The 21,098-nt window shown below is 71.5% G+C and carries 19 protein-coding genes; 12 read left to right on the forward strand and 7 right to left on the reverse strand.

Annotated elements, in window-relative coordinates:
• Nucleotides 1-154 precede the first annotated feature (154 nt).
• Nucleotides 155-1,039 (reverse strand): pyridoxal 5'-phosphate synthase lyase subunit PdxS, encoded by an 885-nt coding sequence (gene pdxS, locus ACYU8V_RS04620; RefSeq protein ID WP_460845517.1) that lies wholly within the window; start codon nt 1,037-1,039, stop codon nt 155-157.
• Entirely contained in the window at nt 1,036-2,415 is a 1,380-nt protein-coding gene (locus ACYU8V_RS04625) for an aspartate aminotransferase family protein (RefSeq protein WP_460845519.1), read from the reverse strand. The genes pdxS and ACYU8V_RS04625 overlap by 4 nt, the downstream gene beginning before the upstream one ends.
• Before the next feature lie 100 nt (nt 2,416-2,515).
• Here ACYU8V_RS04625 and ACYU8V_RS04630 point away from each other — a divergent pair, with 100 nt between their 5' ends.
• The 10 genes from ACYU8V_RS04630 to ACYU8V_RS04675 all read left to right on the forward strand — a co-directional run bounded on the left by ACYU8V_RS04630 (nt 2,516) and on the right by ACYU8V_RS04675 (nt 12,838).
• Nucleotides 2,516-3,685 carry a PucR family transcriptional regulator gene (locus ACYU8V_RS04630; protein ID WP_460845521.1) on the forward strand — a complete coding sequence of 390 codons (1,170 nt, stop codon included), beginning with the start codon at nt 2,516-2,518 and terminating at the stop codon, nt 3,683-3,685.
• Nucleotides 3,686-3,886: 201 nt separating this feature from the next.
• Nucleotides 3,887-5,428: an ABC transporter substrate-binding protein gene (locus ACYU8V_RS04635; RefSeq protein WP_460845522.1), complete on the forward strand. Its 1,542-nt coding sequence runs from the start codon at nt 3,887-3,889 to the stop codon at nt 5,426-5,428.
• An 8-nt stretch (nt 5,429-5,436) separates the two neighbouring features.
• Nucleotides 5,437-6,384 carry an ABC transporter permease gene (locus ACYU8V_RS04640; protein ID WP_460845524.1) on the forward strand — a complete coding sequence of 316 codons (948 nt, stop codon included), beginning with the start codon at nt 5,437-5,439 and terminating at the stop codon, nt 6,382-6,384.
• Entirely contained in the window at nt 6,381-7,250 is an 870-nt protein-coding gene (locus ACYU8V_RS04645) for an ABC transporter permease (RefSeq protein WP_460845525.1), read from the forward strand. The genes ACYU8V_RS04640 and ACYU8V_RS04645 overlap by 4 nt, the downstream gene beginning before the upstream one ends.
• Nucleotides 7,251-7,261: 11 nt before the next feature.
• On the forward strand, nt 7,262-7,993 hold the full coding sequence (locus ACYU8V_RS04650; protein ID WP_460845527.1) for an ABC transporter ATP-binding protein: 732 nt from the start codon (nt 7,262-7,264) through the stop codon (nt 7,991-7,993).
• Nucleotides 7,990-8,811: an ABC transporter ATP-binding protein gene (locus tag ACYU8V_RS04655; protein WP_460845528.1), complete on the forward strand. Its 822-nt coding sequence runs from the start codon at nt 7,990-7,992 to the stop codon at nt 8,809-8,811. The genes ACYU8V_RS04650 and ACYU8V_RS04655 overlap by 4 nt, the downstream gene beginning before the upstream one ends.
• Entirely contained in the window at nt 8,808-9,419 is a 612-nt protein-coding gene (locus ACYU8V_RS04660; protein WP_460845529.1) for a TetR/AcrR family transcriptional regulator, read from the forward strand. The genes ACYU8V_RS04655 and ACYU8V_RS04660 overlap by 4 nt, the downstream gene beginning before the upstream one ends.
• The gene (locus ACYU8V_RS04665) at nt 9,416-10,459 is read left to right on the forward strand and encodes an agmatine deiminase family protein (protein ID WP_460845530.1); all 1,044 of its coding nucleotides are present in this window, start codon (nt 9,416-9,418) and stop codon (nt 10,457-10,459) included. The genes ACYU8V_RS04660 and ACYU8V_RS04665 overlap by 4 nt, the downstream gene beginning before the upstream one ends.
• Nucleotides 10,460-10,484: 25 nt before the next feature.
• A complete protein-coding gene (gene ddaH, locus ACYU8V_RS04670) occupies nt 10,485-11,255 on the forward strand; it encodes a dimethylargininase (protein ID WP_460845532.1) in 771 nt (256 codons plus the stop codon).
• Nucleotides 11,255-12,838, forward strand: coding sequence for an amidohydrolase (locus tag ACYU8V_RS04675; RefSeq protein ID WP_460845533.1), 1,584 nt, complete (start codon nt 11,255-11,257; stop codon nt 12,836-12,838). The genes ddaH and ACYU8V_RS04675 overlap by 1 nt, the downstream gene beginning before the upstream one ends.
• A 6-nt stretch (nt 12,839-12,844) precedes the next feature.
• Here the strand turns inward: ACYU8V_RS04675 and ACYU8V_RS04680 are convergent, their stop codons facing one another.
• The 3 genes from ACYU8V_RS04680 to gabT are packed head-to-tail and all read right to left on the reverse strand — an operon-like array spanning nt 12,845 to nt 16,826.
• The gene (locus ACYU8V_RS04680; protein WP_460845535.1) at nt 12,845-14,230 is read right to left on the reverse strand and encodes an NAD-dependent succinate-semialdehyde dehydrogenase; all 1,386 of its coding nucleotides are present in this window, start codon (nt 14,228-14,230) and stop codon (nt 12,845-12,847) included.
• Nucleotides 14,227-15,495 (reverse strand): Glu/Leu/Phe/Val family dehydrogenase, encoded by a 1,269-nt coding sequence (locus tag ACYU8V_RS04685; protein WP_460845537.1) that lies wholly within the window; start codon nt 15,493-15,495, stop codon nt 14,227-14,229. The genes ACYU8V_RS04680 and ACYU8V_RS04685 overlap by 4 nt, the downstream gene beginning before the upstream one ends.
• Nucleotides 15,492-16,826, reverse strand: a complete 1,335-nt coding sequence (gabT, locus tag ACYU8V_RS04690; RefSeq protein ID WP_460845538.1) for a 4-aminobutyrate--2-oxoglutarate transaminase — start codon at nt 16,824-16,826, stop codon at nt 15,492-15,494. Before gabT ends, ACYU8V_RS04685 begins: the two co-directional genes overlap by 4 nt.
• Before the next feature lie 89 nt (nt 16,827-16,915).
• On the opposite strand from gabT, the gene ACYU8V_RS04695 reads away from it, so the two are divergent.
• A complete protein-coding gene (locus tag ACYU8V_RS04695; RefSeq protein ID WP_460845539.1) occupies nt 16,916-17,815 on the forward strand; it encodes a LysR family transcriptional regulator in 900 nt (299 codons plus the stop codon).
• Here the strand turns inward: ACYU8V_RS04695 and ACYU8V_RS04700 are convergent.
• Nucleotides 17,785-18,480, reverse strand: coding sequence for an asparaginase domain-containing protein (locus ACYU8V_RS04700; RefSeq protein ID WP_460845540.1), 696 nt, complete (start codon nt 18,478-18,480; stop codon nt 17,785-17,787). The genes ACYU8V_RS04695 and ACYU8V_RS04700 overlap by 31 nt on opposite strands.
• 32 nt (nt 18,481-18,512) lie before the next feature.
• The gene (locus tag ACYU8V_RS04705; RefSeq protein WP_460845541.1) at nt 18,513-19,439 is read right to left on the reverse strand and encodes a GGDEF domain-containing protein; all 927 of its coding nucleotides are present in this window, start codon (nt 19,437-19,439) and stop codon (nt 18,513-18,515) included.
• Between the two features lie 137 nt (nt 19,440-19,576).
• Between ACYU8V_RS04705 and ACYU8V_RS04710 the strand changes: the two genes are divergently transcribed.
• Nucleotides 19,577-21,061 carry a flavin-containing monooxygenase gene (locus ACYU8V_RS04710; protein ID WP_460845542.1) on the forward strand — a complete coding sequence of 495 codons (1,485 nt, stop codon included), beginning with the start codon at nt 19,577-19,579 and terminating at the stop codon, nt 21,059-21,061.
• The last annotated feature ends 37 nt before the right edge of the window (nt 21,062-21,098 follow it).

The following is a 21,098-nucleotide window of genomic DNA, read 5'->3' on the forward strand; positions in this document are numbered from 1 at the left end:
CACCACTGCACCTGCCAAGCGTCACATCTGCACCCGCGAAGCGTCACATCTGCACCCGCGAAGCGTCACATCCGCACCACCTGGGGTGCAGATGTGACGCTTCGGTGGTGCAGATCTGACGTCTCGAGGGTGCAGAGGTGACGCCTCGCGGGATTTACCAGCCGCGCTCGGCGAGCCGGTGGGGCTGAGGGATCTCGTCGACGTTGATCCCCACCATCGCCTCACCCAGACCCCGCGACACCTTCGCGATCACATCCGGGTCATCGAAGAACGTCGTCGCCTTCACGATCGCCTCCGCACGCTGCGCCGGATTGCCCGACTTGAAGATCCCACTACCGACGAACACACCCTCAGCACCCAACTGCATCATCATCGCGGCGTCGGCGGGGGTGGCGATGCCACCCGCGGTGAACAGCACGACGGGGAGCTTGCCGGTGGACGCGACCTCCTTGACCAGCTCGTACGGCGCCTGCAGCTCCTTCGCCGCCACATACAGCTCATCCTCACTGAGGACGGTCAGGCGACGGATCTGAGCCCGCAACGTCCGCATGTGACCCACCGCGTTCGAGGCATCACCCGTCCCGGCCTCACCCTTGGAACGGATCATCGCCGCCCCCTCGGTGATCCGCCGCAACGCCTCACCCAGATTCGTCGCACCACACACGAACGGCACCGTGAACGCCCACTTGTCGATGTGGTTGGCATAGTCGACCGGCGTCAACACCTCGGACTCATCGATGTAGTCCACACCCAGCGACTGCAACACCTGGGCCTCCACGAAATGCCCGATCCGCGCCTTGGCCATCACCGGAATCGAGACCGCCTCGATGATCGAGTCGATCATGTCCGGATCCGAGGCCCGCGAGACACCACCCTGAGCCCGGATGTCGGCCGGCACCCGCTCCAACGCCATCACCGCGACCGCACCCGCATCCTCAGCGATCCGAGCCTGCTCAGCAGTGACCACATCCATGATCACCCCACCCTTGAGCATCTCCGCCATCCCCCGCTTCACGCGAGAGGTACCGGTGCCGGTCACAGGAGACCCGCGGCTTCGGTGAGCACCTTCTCCAGGATCTGGTAGATCTCGTCGAAGTGTGACTGGTCGCAGATCAGCGGCGGCGAGAGCTGGATGACCGGGTCGCCGCGGTCGTCGGCGCGGCAGTACAGGCCGGCGTCGAACAGCGCCTTGGACAGGAAGCCGTAGAGGATGCGCTCGCACTCGTCGTCGGAGAAGGACTCCTTGGTGTTCTTGTCCTTCACCAGCTCGATGCCGTAGAAGAACCCGGCACCGCGCACGTCGCCGACGATCGGCAGCTCCTTGAGCTTGGACAGCGTGGCGAGGAAGTCGCCCTCGGTGTCGCGCACGTGCTCGAGGATGCCCTCGTTCTCGAAGGCGTCCAGGTTCGCCAGCGCCACCGCGGTCGAGACGGGGTGACCGCCGAAGGTGTAGCCGTGGGCGAACATGTTGTTGTCGCGGCCGAACGGCTCGAAGAGCTTGTCGGAGGCGATCATCGCGCCGAGCGGGGAGTAGCCCGAGGTCAGGCCCTTGGCCGAGGTGATGATGTCCGGCTCGTAGCCGAAGCGCTCGGCACCGAACATGTGGCCCAGCCGGCCGTAGGCGCAGATGACCTCGTCGGAGACCAGGAGGACGTCGTACCGGTCGCAGATCTCGCGGACCCGCTGGAAGTATCCGGGCGGGGGCGGGAAGCAGCCACCGGCGTTCTGGACGGGCTCGAGGAAGACCGCGGCGACGGTGTCGGCGCCCTCGTTGAGGATCGCGACCTCGATCTGGTCTGCGGCCCAGCGGCCGAAGGCCTCGGGGTCGGAGCCGTCCAGGAACCCACCGGTGATCTCGGAGGCGCGGTAGACGTTGGTGTTCGGGACCCGGAAGGTCGAGGGCACCAGCGGCTCGAACTGGGCCTTGAGGCCCGGCAGGCCGGTGATCGACAGGGCGCCGTGGGTGGTCCCGTGGTAGGCGATCGAGCGGCTGATCACCTTGTGCTTGGTGGGCTGGCCGGTGAGCTTGAAGTAGTTCTTCGCGAGCTTCCACGCCGACTCGACGGCCTCGCCGCCACCGGAGGTGAAGAAGACGCGGTTGAGGCTGCCGGGCGCGTACGCCGCGATCCGGTCCGCGAGCTCGATCGCGGTCGGGTGGGCGTAGGACCACAGCGGGAAGAAGGCGAGGTCCTGGCCCTGCTTGGCGGCCGCCTGCACCAGGTCGGTGCGGCCGTGGCCGAGCTGGTTGACGAACAGGCCGCCCAGCGCGTCGAGGTAGCGGCGACCCTGCGCGTCGAAGATGTAGGCGCCCTCGCCCCGCACGATCACCGGTACGTCGTTGCCGGAGTGGCGGGTGAAGTGCATCCAGAGGTGGTCCTTGGCGGCCTGCTGGAGACGGTCGTTGTCATAGCTCATGACTGCGAGCGTAGGGACCGGCGCTGCCACGCGGCATGGACGAAATGTCGAATCTGTGCTCGACTCGGGCTACAAACCGGCAGTTGACGAGGAGTTCGGCATGGCAGGGGAGACGTCGTCGGTCCAGGATCTGCAGCGGATGCTGGACTACCAGCGCTCGCTAACGCGGTCCGCGGTGCGCAACGGACTGCGGGGTGCGGTCAGTGTGCTCTCGCGCGAGCTGCGCCGGGACGCCGTGGTGCTTGACGAGTACGGCGTGGTCATGGCCTCGTCGACCCGCCGGCGCGAGGTGCTGGACGCCGTGGCGGGGGAGTACCAGCGCCAATCCGGGTCGCGCAGGGCGGGTGCGGTCGCGGTGGACACCGACGAGGGCACGCTCGAGCTGCAGATGATCCAGGGCCGCTCGGGGGTCTGCGGATGGCTGGCGGTGGTGCACCCGGCGCCGCCCACCCACACCGAGCGGCTCCAGCTCAACCAGGCCGCGGCGCTGATCACCCTGCAGCTGGACTGGCCCACCGAGCTGGTGGCGGCGTACCGCGCGCTCGGCGGCACCCTGCTCGCCCTCCTCCTCGACACCGGTGGCCGCGCCACCGGGCTGGAGCGGCACCTGCACCACTTTGGGTTCGAGGCCAACGACCGCGTCGTCGTCGCCGTCGCCGCGTGCCGGCGCCGGGTCGGGCGCGTGGAGGAGGAGATCGCCGCGCACCTGGAGGTCAGCAAGCGGCCGCATGTGGTGACGCGGGTCGATGCCGGCGTGGCGATCCTGCTGCTGGAGCGGGACGCCGAGGAGACCGTGGCGGCCATCGCCGCCGCCCTGTCCGCGGCCGGGATGGGCGAGGTCGCTCTCGGGCTCAGCGGTGGACTCGACCAGGACGCCGTCTCCACCGGGCTGGGGCCGGCCGAGCTCGCCGCTCAGGCCGCGCGCCGGGACGGTACGCCGGTCGGCGCCTTCGCGGACCTCCGGCTGGGACCGGTACTCGCCGACGAGGTGATCCGCGAGCGGGTCTGGGCGCTGGCCGCGCCGGCGCTGGACGCGCTCGAGGCCGGCGCCGGCGCGCGTGACGCCGACCTGGTCGCAACACTGGACGCCTTCCTGCGGCACAACGGCTCCTGGGAGGCCGCCTCGAAGGAGCTGGACATCCACCGGCACACCCTGCGCTCGCGGATCGCACGGGTCGAGGAGCTGACCGGCCTCGGCCTGGACGTGGCCGAGAACCGCGCCCTGCTGCTGCTGGCCCTGCTCTCGCGACCGCTCCGGACGGGCGCCTGACCGCCTCCCATCGCCGAATCAAGCCTTGTGGCCCTCCGAGATCGCGATCTCGGAGGGCCACAACGCTTGATTCGCGGGGCCAGGGCGCTTGATTCGCGGGGGCGGCTGAGATTTTCGGCGTGACCCCCTTCACATCCGCGCCGACATCTGTTTAGTCTGAACCAGACTTTGAACGCCATTCAAACTTCTGGAGGACCTCGGATGCCAGGTCGCCGACGACTGACCGCCCGCGTCAGGCTGGTCGCCACCGCGGCCCTCGCCGCCACCCTGTGCAGCGGCCTCGCCGCGTGCACCGCCACCGCCGGCAGCTCCGGCGGCAAGCCCGTCCACGGCGGCGTGCTGCACACGTTGCGGGCCAACCCGTTCGAGGGCTTCGACCTCGACAAGGGCACGCTGAACTCGACGTACCAGATCTCCCAGGCGGTGCTCGAGCCGCTGATCCGGGTGGGGGAGGACGGCAAGTCGCTCGCCCCCGGGCTGGCGCGGTCGTGGTCCTACAACAAGACCGGCGACCAGCTGACCCTGCACCTGCAGCCGAACGCGATGTTCAGCAACGGCGCGCCGGTCACGGCCCAGGACGTGGAGTTCTCGATCCGCACCTGGCAGGCCGGGCCCAACTACGGCGCCACCTTCGCCGACATCAAGACCATCCAGATCGTCGATGCGAAGACACTGGTGCTGCACCTGAGCGGTCCGGACACGACGCTGATCGCCTTCCTCTCCTGGGCGAACGCCGGCGTGGTGCCGAAGGACTTCGCCGGGATGAGCGCGGCCGACTTCTGGCAGCACCCGATCGGCGCCGGCCCCTTCACGGTCGATAAGTGGAGCGGCAACGGCGAGGTCGTCCTCCAGCGCAACCCGCACTACTACCGTCCGGGGCTTCCGTACGTCGACGAGATCGACAGCCAGTTCGCCAGCGACCCGAACTCGGTGACGCTGCAGGTCCTCTCCGGACAGGCCGACATGGCCGACGAGATCCTCCCCGTCACCGCGGCGACGCTCCCCAAGAACGAGGTGTACGCCGGTCCGGAGCACCTCACGCCGGTGCTGCTGATGAACACGAAGGACGGCTCGCTCGCCGACGTGGAGGTACGCCGGGCCATCGCCGCGGCCATCGACTACGACGCGATCTCCAACAGCGCACTGCGCGGCTACGGGCAGCCCCCGCAGGGCGCCCTGCCGACCAACCTGCAGAACTGGGCGCCGCCGAGCACGCCGTACTTCACCCACGACGTGGCCGCGGCCCAGGCCGATCTCGCGAAGGCCGGCACCCGACCCGACCACCTCTCGCTGATCTACCCCAACGACGCCAGCTCGAGCGTCATGGCGCTGGTGATCCAGGACGACCTCAAGCAGATCGGGATCACCGTCGACCTCAAGCAGTCCGACTCGGCCACCGAGTTCGGCGCGATGAGCAGCGGGCAGTACCAGATGGCGATCTTCTCCAACAACGCGATCTCACCCGACGCCTCGGACCCGGCCTGGTACATCGCCGCGACGAACACCATGTTCACCGGCTACCCGACGGACCAGGCGTTCTCGATCCTCGGTGCGTACGGCGCCGCGACCACCCCCGCGGCGAAGCGGGCGCAGATCACCAGGCTGCAGGACCTGTGGACCTCGCAGGTGCCCTACATCGCCCTCGCGAACACCCCGGCGCTCGAAGGCGTCGGAGCCAAGGTCCACGGCGAGCACGTCGCGCCGTGGGGCGTCTACTACTTCGACACGATCTGGAAGGGGTGATCCCTGCGATGACCGGAAGATTCGGCTTCGTCGCCCGGCGGTTCGTCAGCCTCGTCCCGCTGACCCTGGGCGTCCTGCTCCTGACCATGCTGCTGCTCAGCCTCGCTCCGGGTGACCCGGCGCGGATGGTGGCCGGCCCGCGGGCGCCGCAGTCCCAGGTGGACGCGGTCTCGCACCAGCTCGGCCTCGACCAGCCGGTGTGGCACCGCTACCTCGACTACGTCGGCCACGTGCTGTCCGGCAACCTCGGCTCCTCCTTCAAGACCGGTCAGTCGGTGGCCGGCCAGATCGCCGAGCAGCTGCCGCTGACCCTGGCCCTGGCCAGCTTCGGCGTGCTGCTCGCCCTGCTGCTGACCGTCCCGCTCGCCGTGGCCGCGGCCCGCAAGCCCGACGGTGCCGTCGACCACCTGGTCCGGCTGATCGCGGTCTTCGGCATCGGCCTGCCGACCTTCTGGGTCGCGATCATGGCCATCCGGCTGATCGCGCTGCCGACCGGCTGGTTCCCGGTCGCGGGCTTCGGCGACACCTTCTCCTCCCACGTCAGCGCGTTCGTGCTGCCGTCGGTGGTCGTGGCGCTGAGCATCATGGCGCCGATGATCCGCAGCCTGCGGGCCACGATGATCGAGCTGCGGGAGGCGGAGTTCGTGCTCGCCGCCCGCACGCTCGGCTACTCCGGCGGATCGCTGCTGCGCCGCTTCCAGCTCCGCAACGCCGTCTCGCCACTGGTCGCCGTCACGGCCGCCCAGGCCGGCTACGCGCTGTTCGGGACGGTCGTGGTCGAGGTCGCGTTCACGCTGCCCGGCATGGGCATGGGCCTCGTGGTCGCCGCCCGCACCCAGGACTTCCCGTTGGTGCAGGGGTACGTCGTGATCTTCGCGGCGCTGGTCGTCGCGCTCTACCTGCTCGCCGACGTCATCACCGCGAGCGTCGACCCGCGCGTCAGGATCGCGGCATGAGCGCCCCGGTGGCATCGCCGGTGGCGGCAGCCGCTGCCGACACGCCCCGGCGTCGTACGAGGTCGGGCCGGGCCGCCCGGATCAAGCTGGCCGTCGGCGCGACGATCGTGGGGGCCTACGTCCTCGCCGCGCTGCTCGCGCCCATGCTGGCGCCGTACGACCCGCTCCAGCAGCACATCGTGGACCTGCTGCACGGTCCGTCGTCGACGTACCTGCTCGGCACCGACGCGGTCGGGCGCGACGAGCTCAGCCGGCTGCTGTACGCCGCTCGCATCGACCTGCCCGTGGCCGCACTGGTCACGATCCTGCCGTGCCTGCTGGGGACGGCGCTCGGCGTGATCTGCGGGTACGTCGGCGGCTGGTTCGACGCACTCGTCATGCGGATCAGCGACCTGCTGCAGGCGTTCCCGATGTACGTGCTGATGATCGTCCTGGTCTTCAGCCTCGGGCCCGGGGTCCGCTCGCTGCTGATCAGCTTCACCCTGGTCGGCTGGGTGGTCTACGCCCGGCTGGTGCGGATCGAGGTGCTGCGGATCCGGGAGGCGGAGTACGTCACGGCCGCCGTGACCGCGGGCTTCCGCGCGCCGCGCATCATCCTGCGCCATGTCCTGCCGAACACCCTGCGCCAGACGCTGATCTACCTGACCTCGGACCTGGTGTTCGCGGTCACCGCGCTCGCGGCCTTCTCGTTCCTGGGCTTCGGCATCCAGGAGCCCACGGCCGAGTGGGGCAACATGATCGCCGGCGCCGACCCCTACATGGGCCAGCACCCGGTCCTCACCGTCGCCCCCGGTCTCGTCATCACCGCCCTCGCCCTCGGCTTCGCGCTGCTCGGCGACGGCCTGCAGGACAGGAAGGGGAAGTGATGGTGCTCTCGGTGAGGAACCTGCACCTCGAGACCGAGGACGGCGTGCCGCTGGTGCACGACCTGTCCTTCGAGCTCGGGCGCGGCGAGACGCTCGGCATCGTGGGGGAGTCGGGCAGCGGCAAGAGCCTGACCCTGCGCTCCATCCTGGGCATCCAGGCCGAGTCGATCACGGTCACCGGCGACGTCACCTGCACCGCCCGGACGGCCATGGTGTTCCAGGAGCCGGCCACGGCCCTCAACCCGACGATGCGGGTCGGGACGTTCGTCGCCGACGTGTGGCGCCGGCACCACGGCGGCACCAGCCGCGCTGCAGCGCGGGCGGCGGCGATCGACCTGTTCGAGCAGGTCGGCATCGTCGACGCCGAGAGGCGCTTCGGCGCCTGGCCGCACGAGCTCTCCGGCGGCATGCGCCAGCGCGTCATGATCGCGGCCGCGCTCGCCACCGATCCGGAGGTGCTGCTCTGCGACGAGCCGACCACGGCGCTCGACGTACGGGTGCAGGCCCAGATCCTGGAGCTGCTCCGCACCCTCGTGACCGAGCGGTCGATGGCCATGGTGTTCGTCAGCCACGACCTCGCTGTCGTCTCGACGGTCTGCGAGCGGCTGCTGGTGATGCGCAACGGCGCCGTCGTGGAGGACGGCGTGCTCGCCGACGTCGTCGCGGCGCCGGCCGAGGACTACACCCGCGAGCTGCTCGCCGCGAACCTCGCCCGACGCCTCGCCGAAGGAGCTGCCCGATGACCGCCCTGCTGGAGATCGACCACGCCTCGGTGCACTTCGGCGGCGGGGGACCGCTCGCCCGGCGCCTCGGGCTGGGCGGCTCGCCGGTCGTCGCCGTCGACGACGTCTCGGTGACCATCCCGACAGGCACCGCCACGGGCATCGTCGGGGAGTCCGGCTCAGGCAAGTCGACGCTGATGCGCGCGGTGATGGGCCTGAACCGGCTCGCCGCGGGCGAGATCCGGTTCCGCGGTGCGCCGCTGGGCGTCAAACGCGACCTGGCGACCCGGCGTGCCATCCAGATGGTCTTCCAGGACCCGGGCACGACCCTCAACCCCGCCCGCACCGTCGGCTCCACCCTGGAGGAGCTGCTCAGCGTCCATCGCGTGGTGCCGGCCGACCGGGTCGACGCACGCGTCACCGAGCTGCTGGACCTGGTGCACCTGCCCGCCTCCATCCGTGACGCCCGGCCGAAGCGGCTCTCCGGCGGCCAGAAGCAGCGCGTCGGCATCGCCCGGGCGCTCGCCCTCGAGCCGGACCTGCTCATCGCCGACGAGGCGACCAGCGCCCTCGACGTCGTGGTCCAGGCCTCCGTGCTCGACCTGCTCGCCGAGCTGCGTGCCACCACCGGCGTCACCCTGGTCTGCATCACCCACGACCTCGACCTGGTCCGCTACGTCTGCGACGACGCCGTCGTCATGCGGCACGGGCGGGTCGTCGAGCAGGGCAGCGTCGACCGCGTCTTCAACGCCCCCCAGAACGCGTACACGGCCGAGCTGATCGCGGCAGCGCCGACGCTCGTCGTACCGCCTGGGGCACCTGGGAGGGTGGGGCCATGACCACCAAGCGGCAGGCACGCCGCGCCGAGATCGCCCGGGCCGCCGTCGGACCGCTGAGCGCCGAGGGCGTCAGCAACGTCCGGCTCAACGACGTCGGCCGCAGCCTGGGCATGACCGGCGCGCACATCCTCTACTACTTCGAGAGCAAGAACGACCTGTTCATGGCCGCGCTCACGACGGTCGAGGAGGACCTCCGCGCCCGGGTGATGAGCCGCTTCGAGGAGCTCGAGTCGGCCCGCGACCGGTGGGACTGGTTGCTCGAGGTCGGCGCGCCGACCGGGCTCGACGACAGCGGGCTGCTGCTCTGGCTCGAGGGCTGGGCCGGCGCCGTCCACCAGAAGGACGTGCTCGAGCTGATCACCGAGCTCGAGGCGGCCTGGCAGCAGCTGCTGCACGACGTCCTGACCTACGGCATCGGGCGCGGCGAGCTGCCGGAGTCGCTGGACGTCGACCTGCTGGTCGAGGGCGTGTCCGCGCTGCTCGACGGCCTCACCATCCGGGTGGTCGTGGGCTACCGGCCGGTCGACCACGACCGGGCCATGGAGGTCGTCCGGATGTTCCTGGACCCCATCATCCCGTGGCTGGACCACAACGAAGGAGACAAGTGAGTACCCCCGAGATGACGTGGCGCATGCCCGCCGAGTGGGAGCCGCACGCGTGCGCGTGGATGGCCTGGCCGTCCGCGTCGTACACGCTGGGGGAGACCGACGCCGACGCCGACGACGCCTGGACCGCCTGGGCGGGCGTGGCGAACACGGTCGTCGAGTACGAGCCGCTCTCGGTGCTCGTGACGCCCGAGGGCCGCGCCGAGGCCGAGCGCCGGCTGAGCCCGGAGATCACGCTCGTCGAGGCGCCGCTGGACGACGCCTGGTACCGCGACATCGGCCCGACCTTCGTGGTCGGCCCCGACGGGCTCGGCGCCGTCAACTGGGTCTTCAACGGCTGGGGCCAGCAGTCCTGGGCGCACTGGGAGCACGACGCCACCGCCAGCGAGGTCGCGACCTCGCGGAGCGGCGCCACCCGGATCGCCTCTGAGATGGTCAACGAGGGCGGCGGCATCCAGACCGACGGCGAGGGGACCTTCCTGGTCACCGAGACCGTCCAGCTCGACCCGTTCCGCAACCCGGGCTGGACCAAGGAGCAGGTCGAGGCCGAGCTGGTCCGCACCCTCGGTGCGCGCAAGGTGATCTGGCTGCGCCGCGGCCTCACCCGCGACTCCGAGGAGTTCGGCACCCGCGGGCACGTCGACATCGTGGCCGCCTTCATCGGCGGCGGCCGGGTGCTCGTGCACGACCAGCGGGACCCGTCCCACCCCGACCACGCCGTCACCGCCGAGGTCGTCGAGCTGCTGTCGGGCGAGACCGACGCCGCCGGCCGGCCGCTGGAGGTGATCCGGCTGCCCGCCCCCGCCACCCTCCGTGACGAGCACGGGTGGGTCGACTACAGCTACGTCAACCACTTCGTCGTGAACGGTGCCGTCGTGGCCTGCTCCTTCGACGACCCGGTCGACGGCGAGGCCGCCGACATCCTGGCCGCGGCCTACCCCGGCCGCACGATCCGCACCGTCGACGCCCGTGCCCTCTTCGCGCGCGGCGGTGGCATCCACTGCATCACCCAGCAGCAGCCCGCGCTGCCCACCCACCTGTAAACCGATACCGACTGGAGAAGTCCCCATGGCCACCCCCACGCGTCCGTTCGCACTCGTCCGCCCGCCGGCGGCGTCGCTGCAGGACGGCATCGTGACCTTCATCGAGTCCACCCCGCTCGACCTCGACCTCGCGCGCGAGCAGTGGGCGGCGTACGTCGCCGCACTGGAGGCGAACGGCTTCCCGACCGTGCACGTCGAGGTCGACGACACCTTGCCCGACTCGGTCTTCATCGAGGACGCCGTCGTGATGTTCGGCGACCTCGCCGTCGTCACCAACCCGAAGCAGCCCGCGCGCAACCCCGAGACCGTGGCCACCGAGAAGGTCGTGCTCGACCTCGGCATCGAGACCGCCACGATCACCGAGGGCCACCTCGACGGTGGCGACGTGCTCAAGGTCGGCAGGACGGCGTACGTCGGCCTCACCGGCACCACCGACGCGGCCGCCGTGGAGCAGCTGCGGGCGATCCTCGAGCCGCGCGGCTGGCAGGTCGTTGCTGTGCCCGTGACCAAGGCGCTGCACCTCAAGAGCGCCATCACCGCGCTGCCCGACGGCACGATCATCGGCTACGGCCCGGTCGTCGACGACCCGAGCATCTTCGAGCGCTACCTCGAGGTGCCCGAGGAGCCGGGCGCCCACGTCGTGGTCCTCGGCCAGGACAGGGTGCTGATGAGCTCGCGAGCACCGCGCACCGAGGCGCTGCTGCGCGAGCGCGGCCTGGACGTCGTGACGGTCGACATCTCCGAGTTCGAGAAGCTCGAGGGCTGTGTCACCTGCCTCAGCGTGCGGGTGCGCTGATGAGCACCCTCTACCGCGCACGCACCGTGCACACCCTCGACGGCACCGGCCGGCCCGCCGACGCCGTCCTCGTCGAGGATGGCCGCGTGCTGGCCGTCGGCGCTGCCGTCGACCTGCGAGGTGACCGGGTCGTCGACCTCGGCGACGCCGTGATCACCCCCGGCCTCGTGGACGGCCACAGCCACCCCGTCGCCGGCATCGACCTGACCGACGGCGTCGATCTCAACGACGCGCTGACCCTCGACGCGGTCCGCGCGCTCCTCGCCGAGCAGCGCAACCGGCTCGCGCCGGGGGAGTGGCTGAAGGGCTGGGGCCTCAACCCGCGCGTCTTCGGGTCCGGCACCGCGTCGGCCGCGGCGCTGGGGCCCGCCTTCGCCAGCATCCCCGGCTACGTCCAGCTGTACGACGGACACGCGTCGATCGCCTCGCCCGAGGCACTCGCCATCGCGGGGGTCACCGGCCCGGTCGAGTTCGCGTCGAGCTCCCGGGTCGACGTCGACGACGCGGGGGTGCCGACCGGCTACCTGATCGAGGCCGACGCCTGCGCGCTGGTCGAGGCCGTGGTGCCGCCGCTCACCATCGCCGAGAAGGCGACGCGGCTGCGCGAGCTGCTCGGCGGGATGGCCCGCTCCGGCTACACCGGCCTGCACGCGATGGACTTCCACGACCCCGCGCTGGAGCTGGTGCAGCTGCTGGAGCAGGACGGCGAGCTGCCGCTGCGGATGGGCTTCAACCCGATGCTCATGCCGGAGGACGCCGGCCCGTCCGACGTACTCCCGCTGCAGGGGCTGCACGGTCGCCGCTGGCGGGTCGAGGGCGTCAAGCTCGTCGTCGACGGCACCATCGACCACGGCACCGCCTGGCTGGAGTACGCCGACACGCACGGCCAGGGCCTGGACGCCCTGTGGCGCGACATCGACGCGTTCCGGGCGGCCGTGACGACCCTGCACCGCGCCGGGGTCAACTGCGCGGTGCACGCGATCGGCGACCGCGGGGTGCGCCAGGTGATCGAGCTGTTCGCCGAGCTGCGCGAGGAGTTCGGCCCGCTCGCCCAGCACCGGATCGAGCACATCGAGACGATCCCCGACGAGATCGTGAAGCTGTTCGGCAGCGGCGTGGCCGCGGCCAGCATGCAGCCGCTGCACTGCACCTGCTTCAACGAGGCGGACCGCTCCGACTCGTGGTCGCAGCGGCTCGGCGACGTCCGCGTCGACAACGGCTTCCGGTGGAACGACATCCGGGCCGCCGGCGGCGTGGTCGCGCTGGGCTCGGACTGGCCGATCGCGCCGTACGACGCCCGCTGGATCATGGCCGACGCGCAGCTGCGCCGCCGCTTCGACCGCCCCGGCACCGAGCCGATCCAGCCGCACCAGGCGCTGTCCGCGCTCGAGGTCCTGGAGGGCTTCACGACCCACGCCGCGCTCGCCTCCGGCGAGGCCGACCACCGCGGCCGACTCGCGCCCGGCTACGACGCCGACCTCACCATCTTCGCCGACGACCCGCTGACCCTCTCTCCCGAGGAGCTCGGCCGGGTCGAGATCGTCGGGACTGTGGTGGCGGGCGAGCAGGTGCTCCCCGGCTGACCCCGGTCAGCTCCAGTCGACGCTGAAGTACTGCGTCTCGAGGTACTCCTCGATGCCGGCGCGGGCGCCCTCACGGCCGATGCCGCTCTGCTTCACGCCGCCGAACGGCGCCGCGGGGTCGGAGACCAGGCCGCGGTTGATGCCGATCATGCCGGCCTCGATCCGCTCCGCCAGCCGGAGCGCGGAGCCCAGCTCGCCGTAGACGTACGCCGCCAGCCCGAACTCGGTGTCGTTGACCTTGGCCAGCAGCTCCTCCTCGGAGGAGAACACCTGGATCGGCGCGATCGGGCCGAAGATCTCGTTGCCGACCAGCTCCGCGTCGGCGGGTACGTCGACCAGCACGGTCGGCGGGTAGAAGTAGCCGGTCTCGGGGCCGCTCTTGGCCTGCGCGGCGATGACCGCGCCCCGCGAGATCGCGTCGTCGACCAGCCGGGTGACCCCGGCGACGGCCTTGGACGAGATCAGCGGGCCGATGTCGCTGCCCTCGGACGCGGGGCCGACCTTGAGCGCCTCGACCCGCTCGCCGAGCAGGCGGGTGAACTCCTCGGCCACGTCGGCGTGCACGTAGAGCCGGTTGGCCGCGGTGCAGGCCTGCCCGCCGTTGCGGAACTTCGCGATCATCGCGCCGTCCACGGCAGCGGCGACGTCGGCCGACGGCAGCACGACGAAGGGCGCGTTGCCGCCGAGCTCCATCGAGGTGTTGACCACCCGGTCGGCGGCCTGGCGCAGCAGCACCCGGCCGACACCGGTCGAGCCGGTGAAGGAGATCTTGCGGACCCGGGCGTCCTCCAGCCATGTGGTGACGATCGTCGCGGCGTCGCGGCCGTTGACGATGTTCACCACACCGGACGGGATCCCCGCCTCGGCGATCAGCCGGCCCACGGCAAGGGCGGTCAGCGGCGTCTCGGCCGCCGGCTTGAGCACGACCGTGCAGCCGGCGGCCAGCGCCGGCGCGATCTTCCGGGTCGCCATGGCGGCGGGGAAGTTCCACGGGGTCACGAGCGCGGCCACCCCGACCGGGCGGTGGGTCACCATGGTGCGGGTGCCGCCGGCCGGCGAGGAGCCGAAGTCGCCGTGCGGGCGGACCGCCTCCTCGGCGTACCAACGGAAGAACTCGGCCGCGTAGACGACCTCGCCCCGCGCGTCGGTCAGCGACTTGCCGTTCTCGGCCGCGATCAGCTCGGCGAGCTCGTCGGCGTCGCGCAGCATCAGCTCACGCACGCGCGACAGCAGCTCGCTGCGGGTGCGCGGCGGCGTGGCGGACCACGCCGGCAGGGCGGCCGCGGCTGCGTCGACCGCCGCCGTGGCGTCTGCTGCGGTGCCGTCGGCGACGTGGTCGATGACCTCGCCGGTGGCGGGGTTCTCGACGGGGAAGGTCTGGATGTCGGTCACGGGTAGAGGCCTCGCAGTTCGTGGGCTTGCTGGACACGCTCGACGGCCAGGCAGGTGGCCGCGAGTCGCAGGGTGAGCTGGTGGGAGCGCGCGTAGTCGAGGACCTCGTGCCAGGAGCGGGTCATCCGGTCGACGAGCTTGTCGTTGACCTCGTCCTCGCTCCACCAGTACGACTGGTTGGCCTGGACCCACTCGAAGTAGGACACGACCACGCCGCCGGCGTTGGCCAGGATGTCGGGGACCACGAGCACCCCGCGGTCGGCCAGGATCCGGTCGGCATCGGCGGTCAGGGGACCGTTGGCGCCCTCCACGACCAGCCGCGCTCGTACGGCGTCGGCGTTGCCGGCGTGCACGACGCCCTCGATCGCGGCGGGGACCAGCAGGTCCACGTCCGCGGTGAGCACGTCGGCGCCGTCGATGGCGTCCGCTCCGGGGAACCCGATGATCGAGCCGCTCTCGTCCACCCACGCCTCGAGGGCGGGGATGTCGATGCCGTCGGGGTTGGCCAGGGCGCCGTACACGTCGGAGACCGCGTGCACCCGCACCCCCTGCTCGGTCAGGATCCGGGCCGCGCCGCGGCCGACCTTGCCGAAGCCCTGGACCGCGGCGGAGGCCCCGGCGGGGTCGATGCCGAGGTGGCGCAGCGCCTCGACGGCGATCGCGACCACGCCGCGCGACGTGGAGGCGGCGCGGCCGCGCGAGCCACCGACGGCCAGCGGCTTGCCGGTCACGACACCGAGGACGGTGTGGCCCTTGCCGACGGAGTAGGTGTCCATCATCCAGGCCATGGTCTGCTCGTCGGTGCCGATGTCGGGCGCCGGGATGTCGTGCTCGGGCCCGATGACCGGCGCGATCTCGGAGGTGTAGCGCCGGGTGATGCGCTCGAGCTCGGCGCGCGAGTAGTTGCGCGGGTCGACCCGGACGCCGCCCTTGGCGCCGCCGTAGGGGACGTCCAGCAGGGCGCACTTCCAGGTCATCCACATCGCCAGGGCGCGGACCTCGTCGAGGTCGACGCGCGCGTCGAAGCGGACGCCGCCCTTGCCGGGGCCGCGGGAGTAGTTGTGCTGGACGCGGTAGCCGCGCAGCACCTCGACGGTGCCGTCGTCGCGCCGCAGCGGGATCGAGACCGACACCTCGCGGCGCGGCTGGGCGAGCATGGCGTGCACCGACGGGTTCAGCCCGAGGACCTCCACGGCCTGGGCGAGCTGCTCGTGCGCGTCGTCCAGGACGGTCCGCGCGGCAGCGGGGGCTTCGAGGAGCGTCACTTCGCAGCCGCCAGACCCGCAGCGACGATGTCGAGACCCTCGGCGAGCAGCTCGTCGGAGATGCTCAGCGGCGGCAGGAAGCGGATGACGTTGCCCCACGTGCCGCAGGTCAGCGCGATGACGCCCTGGCTGTGGCAGTACGACGCCACGGCCTTGGCCAGCGCGCCGTCGGGCTCGCCGGTCGCCGGGTCCACGAACTCGGCGGCGATCATCGCGCCGCGGCCGCGGACGTCGCCGATGCGCTTGTCGGAGGCCTGCAGCTCGCCGAGCCGGCCCAGGAGCAGCGCCTCGATCTGCTGAGCGCGGGTGAGCAGGTCGTCGGCCTCGATGGTCTCGATGACGGCGAGCGCCGCGGCGCACGCCAGCGGGTTGCCGCCGTACGTGCCGCCCAGGCCGCCCGGGTGGACCGCGTCCATGATCTCGGCGCGGCCGGTGACCGCCGACAGCGGCAGGCCGCCCGCGATGCCCTTGGCGCTCACGATCAGGTCCGGTACGACGTGGTCGTGCTCGACCGCGAACCAGGTGCCGGTGCGGCCGAAGCCGGACTGGACCTCGTCGGCGACGAAGACGACGTTGTTGGTGCTGCACCAGTCGGCGATCGCGGCGAGGAAGCCGGGGGCCGGGACGATGAAGCCGCCCTCGCCCTGCACCGGCTCGATCACGATGCAGGCGAGGTTCTCGGCGCCGACCTGGGCCTCGATCTGGCCGAGCGCGCGCTTGGCGGCGAGCTTGCCGTCGATGGTGTCGGCGTCGCGGTAGGGGTAGGACATCGGCGCGCGGTAGACCTCGCCCGCGAACGGCCCGAAGCCGTGCTTGTAGGGCATGTTCTTGGCGGTCATCGCCATCGTCAGGTTCGTGCGGCCGTGGTAGGCGTGGTCGAAGACGACGACCGCGTCCTTGCCGGTGAACGAGCGGGCGATCTTGACCGCGTTCTCGACGGCCTCGGAGCCGGAGTTGAACAGGGCGGAGCGCTTCTCGTGGTCGCCCGGGGTGAGGCGGGCCAACTGCTCGGCGACCTCCACGTAGCCGGCGTACGGCGTGACCATGAAGCAGGTGTGCGTGAACGCGGCGACCTGCTCGGAGACCGCCTCGACGACCTTCGGCGAGCTGTTGCCGACAGTGGTCACGGCGATGCCGGAGCCGAGGTCGATGAACCGGTTGCCGTCGACGTCCTCGACGATGCCGCCCGCCGCGCGCGTGGCGAAGACCGGCATGGTGGTGGCGACGCCGACGCTCACGGCGCTCTGCTTGCGGGCCATCAGCTCGGCGGAGCGGGGGCCGGGGAGGGTGGTGGCGAGGTGGCGGGACTGCTCGAGCGGCTCACTGGTCATGCTGCCCACCCTCTCGCGCGCGTGGACATGCCGTCCAAGACCTGTTCTGCACGTTTTCCATGCTCGCGGAACATGACAGAATCCGGAGCATGGGACTCGACCTGCGCCTGCTGCGCTACTTCGTCGCGACCGCCGACGCCGGCTCGGCCACGCAGGCCGCGGCCACCCTGCACGTGACCCAGCCGGTCCTGTCCCGGCAGCTGCGCCAGCTCGAGCAGCAGCTCGGACTGCGGCTGTTCGAGCGCGACGGCCGCCGCCTGCGGCTGACCCACGCTGCGGAGGAGTTCCTGCCGCGCGCCCGGGCGCTGCTCCGGGACGCCGACGGGCTCGAGCAGGCCGCCCGCGCACTCGGCCAGGGGCAGGTCCAGCGCCTGCATCTCGCCGTGCTGCCCACCACCCTGACCGACGTGCTGGCGCCGTTCATCGCGACGCTGGAGCCGTCCGACCCGGTGCCGATCCTGCGTAGCCTGGATCCCGGGGGAGCGGCGGCCGCGATCGCCGCGGGCGCCGACCTCGCCGTCGTCCACCGCCCGCCGCCGCGCTCGGTGAGCTCGCGCGCGCTCGCCGTGCTGCCGGTGCTCGCCTACGTGCGCGCCGACGACCCGTGGGCCGAGCGGGACCGGATCGACGTCGCCGAGCTGGTACGCCGCCCGCTCATCCTGCAGCCTCCCGAGTTCCGGCCACGGGTGCTCCTCGACCGGGCCGCCGACGCCGCCGACCTGGCCTACGACGAGGTCGTCGAGGTGGCCGACGCCCAGGTGGCCCAGGCCCTCGCGGCCGCCGGTCGCGGGGTCGCCGTCGTCTCCGACGACCCGCGCTTCGACCTCGTCCCGCTCCGCATCCGCACCGATCGCGGCACCCTCCGGCTGAGCCTGTACGCCGCCTGGGACCCGCACCACCACGCGGCCGCGCTGCTGGCCGGTCTGGCCGATCGGCTCGCGGCGTTCTGCGTCGAGCGCTACGGGGAGGGCGTGCGGCCGCGGTCCTGAGCGGTGCCCAGGTGGCGGCGTACGTCCTCCTCGGAGGACGTGAACCGGTCGACCTCCTCGCCGCCGTCGCAGCGCAGCAGGGCGACGGTCAGCTCCGTGCCGCCCCCGACCAGCGTCGCCTCGCCGCCGGCCGTCTCCCAGCGCAGGATCCGGTCCAGGTCGGGGGAGGGGGAGTCGACGAACACTCCGCGGGTCGTGTCCTTGACCACCGCTCCGGCGGCGAACACCCGCCCGCTCATCGCGATGTGCACCCCGGGCGGCAGCAGCTGCACCGCCGTCGTGGCCGTCCCGAGGTTGTACGCCGCGTCGCTGACCCGCATCGCGGCCGGCTGCATCGCGCCGGTGAGCACGACGACCTTGCCCCGGGCAGCGGGGGAGAGGTGCTCGTCGAGGTAGCGGGCGGTGGCCGCCATCGTGTCGGTGCCGTGCGTGACCAGGACCCGGTCGCCGTCGACCGCCTCCACCGCCGCGCACAATGTGGCGCGGTCGTCGTCGGTCATGTCGAGGCTGTCGACGCGCAGCACCGAGGTCACCTCGAAGGCGACGTCGGTGAGGACCGGCGCGAGCAGGGTCTCCACACTGGGCGGCCCGATCTCGAGCTCGCCGGAGATCCCGTAGACCTTGTCGATGGTTCCGCCGGTGGTCAGGACGTGGATGCGCAGCACGGGGCCACGTTACGGCCGGGCGGGACCAGGCATCACAACGAGGACGCGAAGACGCGGGCGCGCTTGGCGGCGTACATCTGCGCGTCGGCGGCGAGGAGCGCGTCCGGGAGCTCCGCGGCCGTGCTGATGGCGGCAGCACCCACGCTGCCCGCGGACCCGAGCGCCAGGGCGATCCGCTCCCGCAGCCGTACGTCGTCGACGCCGGCCGCGAACACCGCGAACTCGTCACCGCCGATCCGGCCGACCACGTCACCGGGCCGCACCGCGTCGGCGAGCGTCCGCGCGACGCCGGTGATGAGCGCGTCCCCGGCGGCGTGCCCCTGCTGGTCGTTGACGGACTTGAGCCCGTCGATGTCGACGAACGCGACGGCCCCGCGCCCGAAGACCCGCTCCACCTCGGCGACGAAGCCCCGACGGTTCAGCAGGCCGGTCAGCTCGTCGGTCTGGGCGAGCCGGTACGCCTCCACGGCGAGCTCGACCTCGCGCTGGAGCTCGTTGTGCACCGAGACCTTCTCCAGGGCCAGCGAGGTCGCGTCGGCGAGGGCTCGCAGCAGCGCGACCTCCTCCTCGGTCGCCTCGTGCTCGTCGGCCCAGTAGGCGCCCAGCGCGCCGATCGGCGCCAGCGTGCGGATCGGCATCATCACCAGGCTGCGCACGAACGTCGGGCGGTAGGCCTCGTGCGGGATCCGGTCGTCGAGGTAGATGTCGGGCAGCACGACGTGCTCGCGGTGCAGCATCGCCCAGCCGCTGATGCAGGTCTCCATCGGGAAGCGGAGGCCCTTCCACAGCGGGTCGATGGCGTCCTCGTCGGCGTAGAAGCACTGGTCGCCGTCGCGCAGGACGAAGGTGGCGCCGTCGCACGCGGCCAGGTCGCGCACCGCCACGCGGACGATCGCCTGCACCTCGGCCAGCGTGGTCGCCAGCGACAGCTCCTGGATCGCCCGCAGCAGGCGTGACATCGATCGCTCCTCGGCTCCGGCCATCCTCCGATGGTAGAACCGCAGGGGGAACAGTGGGCGCAACCGAACGCCCACGCCTCCTAGTCCGGACGGACCAGACGGACCACCCGCCGCGCGGAGACGCACGAGGAGACGACATGGACCTGCACCAGTACGACGCGATCGTCGTCGGAGCCGGCTTCGGCGGCATGGGTGCCGCGATCCAGCTCAAGCGCTCCGGGTACGACGACCTGCTCATCCTCGAGCGCGAGGACGACCTGGGCGGCACCTGGCACGTCAACCACTACCCGGGCCTGGCGGTCGACATCCCGTCGGCGACGTACTCCTACTCCTTCGAGCCGAACCCCTACTGGAGCCGGCTGTTCGCGCCCGGTCCCGAGCTGAAGCGGTACGCCGAGCACGTGGCCGACACCTACGACCTGCGCCGTCACGTGCGGTTCCGCACCACCGTCGAGTCGGCCGCGTGGGACGACGACGCGCAGCGGTGGCTGGTGACCCTGCGCGGTGGCGAGCAGGTGGCGGGGCGCTTCCTGCTCACCGCCACCGGCTTCCTCTCCCAGCCCAAGCTGCCCGACATCGACGGCATCGGGGACTTCGCGGGCAAGGTCATCCACACCGCCGACTGGGACGACGACTTCGACCTCTCCGGCAAGCGGGTCGCCGTCATCGGCACCGGAGCGACGGCGGTCCAGCTGATCCCGACGATCGCCGAGACGGTGGGGGAGCTGACCGTCTATCAACGGACCCCGATCTGGGTGAGTCCCAAGCTGGACGGTCCGGTGCCGGGCGTCGTACGCGGCCTGTTCGCGAAGGTGCCGCTCACCCAGCGCGCCGCACGCCTGGTCGGTACGTCGATCCTCGAGGTGATGATGGTCGCCGGGGTGCTGCACTACGGGTCGATCCCGATCGCCCACCGGATCGGCGCCAAGGCCTGCCGCGACCACCTGCACCGCCAGGTCAAGGACCCCGAGCTGCGCCGCAGGCTCACGCCCGACTACTCCTTCGGCTGCAAGCGGCCGACGTTCTCCAACAGCTACTACCCGACCTTCGCCTCGGGCAGGGCCCGGCTGGAGACCGAGCCGATCGCGCGCATCGACGCCGGCGGGATCGTCACCGCCGACGGCAGGCGCACCGACATCGACGTCCTCGTCTGCGCCACCGGCTTCGACCTGTGGGAGGCGAACTTCCCGGCCATCACCGTGGTCGGCCGCGACGGCCGCGACCTCGGCAGGTGGTGGCGCGAGGGCCGCTTCCAGGCCTACGAGGGCATCACCGTCCCGCGGTTCCCGAACTTCTTCTCGCTCAACAGTCCCTACTCCTACAGCGGCCTGTCCTACTTCACGACCATCGAGTCCCAGATGCGGCACATGGCGCGGCTGCTGGCCCACCTGCGGGAGCAGGACGCGACGACGTTCGAGGTCACCGAGGAGGCCAACACCCGCTTCCTGGACCGGATGACCGAGAAGCTGGGCGACAGCGTCTTCACCCTCGGCAGCTGCGCCACGTCGCGCAGCTACTACTTCAACCAGCACGGTGAGGCGACCCTGCTGCGGCCCACCTCCACGATCAACGCCTTCCGCGAGGCCGGGTCCTTCCCGCTGGAGGACTACGTCGTCGCCTGACCCCGGCCCCGGTTGTCGGCGCGCGGTGGTCTGATGG

It is taken from the genome of Nocardioides ultimimeridianus (assembly GCF_054777895.1).

Excerpts from the sequence above, each read along its gene's own strand:
- ACYU8V_RS04640 (WP_460845524.1), top strand. The coding sequence starts at position 5,437 with ATGACCGGAAGATTCGGCTTCGTCGCCCGGCGGTTCGTCAGCCTCGTC.
- ACYU8V_RS04675 (WP_460845533.1), top strand. The coding sequence starts at position 11,255 with ATGAGCACCCTCTACCGCGCACGCACCGTGCACACCCTCGACGGCACC.
- ACYU8V_RS04635 (WP_460845522.1), top strand. The coding sequence starts at position 3,887 with ATGCCAGGTCGCCGACGACTGACCGCCCGCGTCAGGCTGGTCGCCACC.
- ACYU8V_RS04625 (WP_460845519.1), bottom strand. The coding sequence starts at position 2,415 with ATGAGCTATGACAACGACCGTCTCCAGCAGGCCGCCAAGGACCACCTC.
- ACYU8V_RS04705 (WP_460845541.1), bottom strand. The coding sequence starts at position 19,439 with ATGTCACGCCTGCTGCGGGCGATCCAGGAGCTGTCGCTGGCGACCACG.
- ACYU8V_RS04645 (WP_460845525.1), top strand. The coding sequence starts at position 6,381 with ATGAGCGCCCCGGTGGCATCGCCGGTGGCGGCAGCCGCTGCCGACACG.
- ACYU8V_RS04630 (WP_460845521.1), top strand. The coding sequence starts at position 2,516 with ATGGCAGGGGAGACGTCGTCGGTCCAGGATCTGCAGCGGATGCTGGAC.
- ACYU8V_RS04655 (WP_460845528.1), top strand. The coding sequence starts at position 7,990 with ATGACCGCCCTGCTGGAGATCGACCACGCCTCGGTGCACTTCGGCGGC.
- ACYU8V_RS04660 (WP_460845529.1), top strand. The coding sequence starts at position 8,808 with ATGACCACCAAGCGGCAGGCACGCCGCGCCGAGATCGCCCGGGCCGCC.
- ACYU8V_RS04695 (WP_460845539.1), top strand. The coding sequence starts at position 16,916 with ATGGGACTCGACCTGCGCCTGCTGCGCTACTTCGTCGCGACCGCCGAC.
- ACYU8V_RS04710 (WP_460845542.1), top strand. The coding sequence starts at position 19,577 with ATGGACCTGCACCAGTACGACGCGATCGTCGTCGGAGCCGGCTTCGGC.
- gabT (WP_460845538.1), bottom strand. The coding sequence starts at position 16,826 with ATGACCAGTGAGCCGCTCGAGCAGTCCCGCCACCTCGCCACCACCCTC.
- ddaH (WP_460845532.1), top strand. The coding sequence starts at position 10,485 with ATGGCCACCCCCACGCGTCCGTTCGCACTCGTCCGCCCGCCGGCGGCG.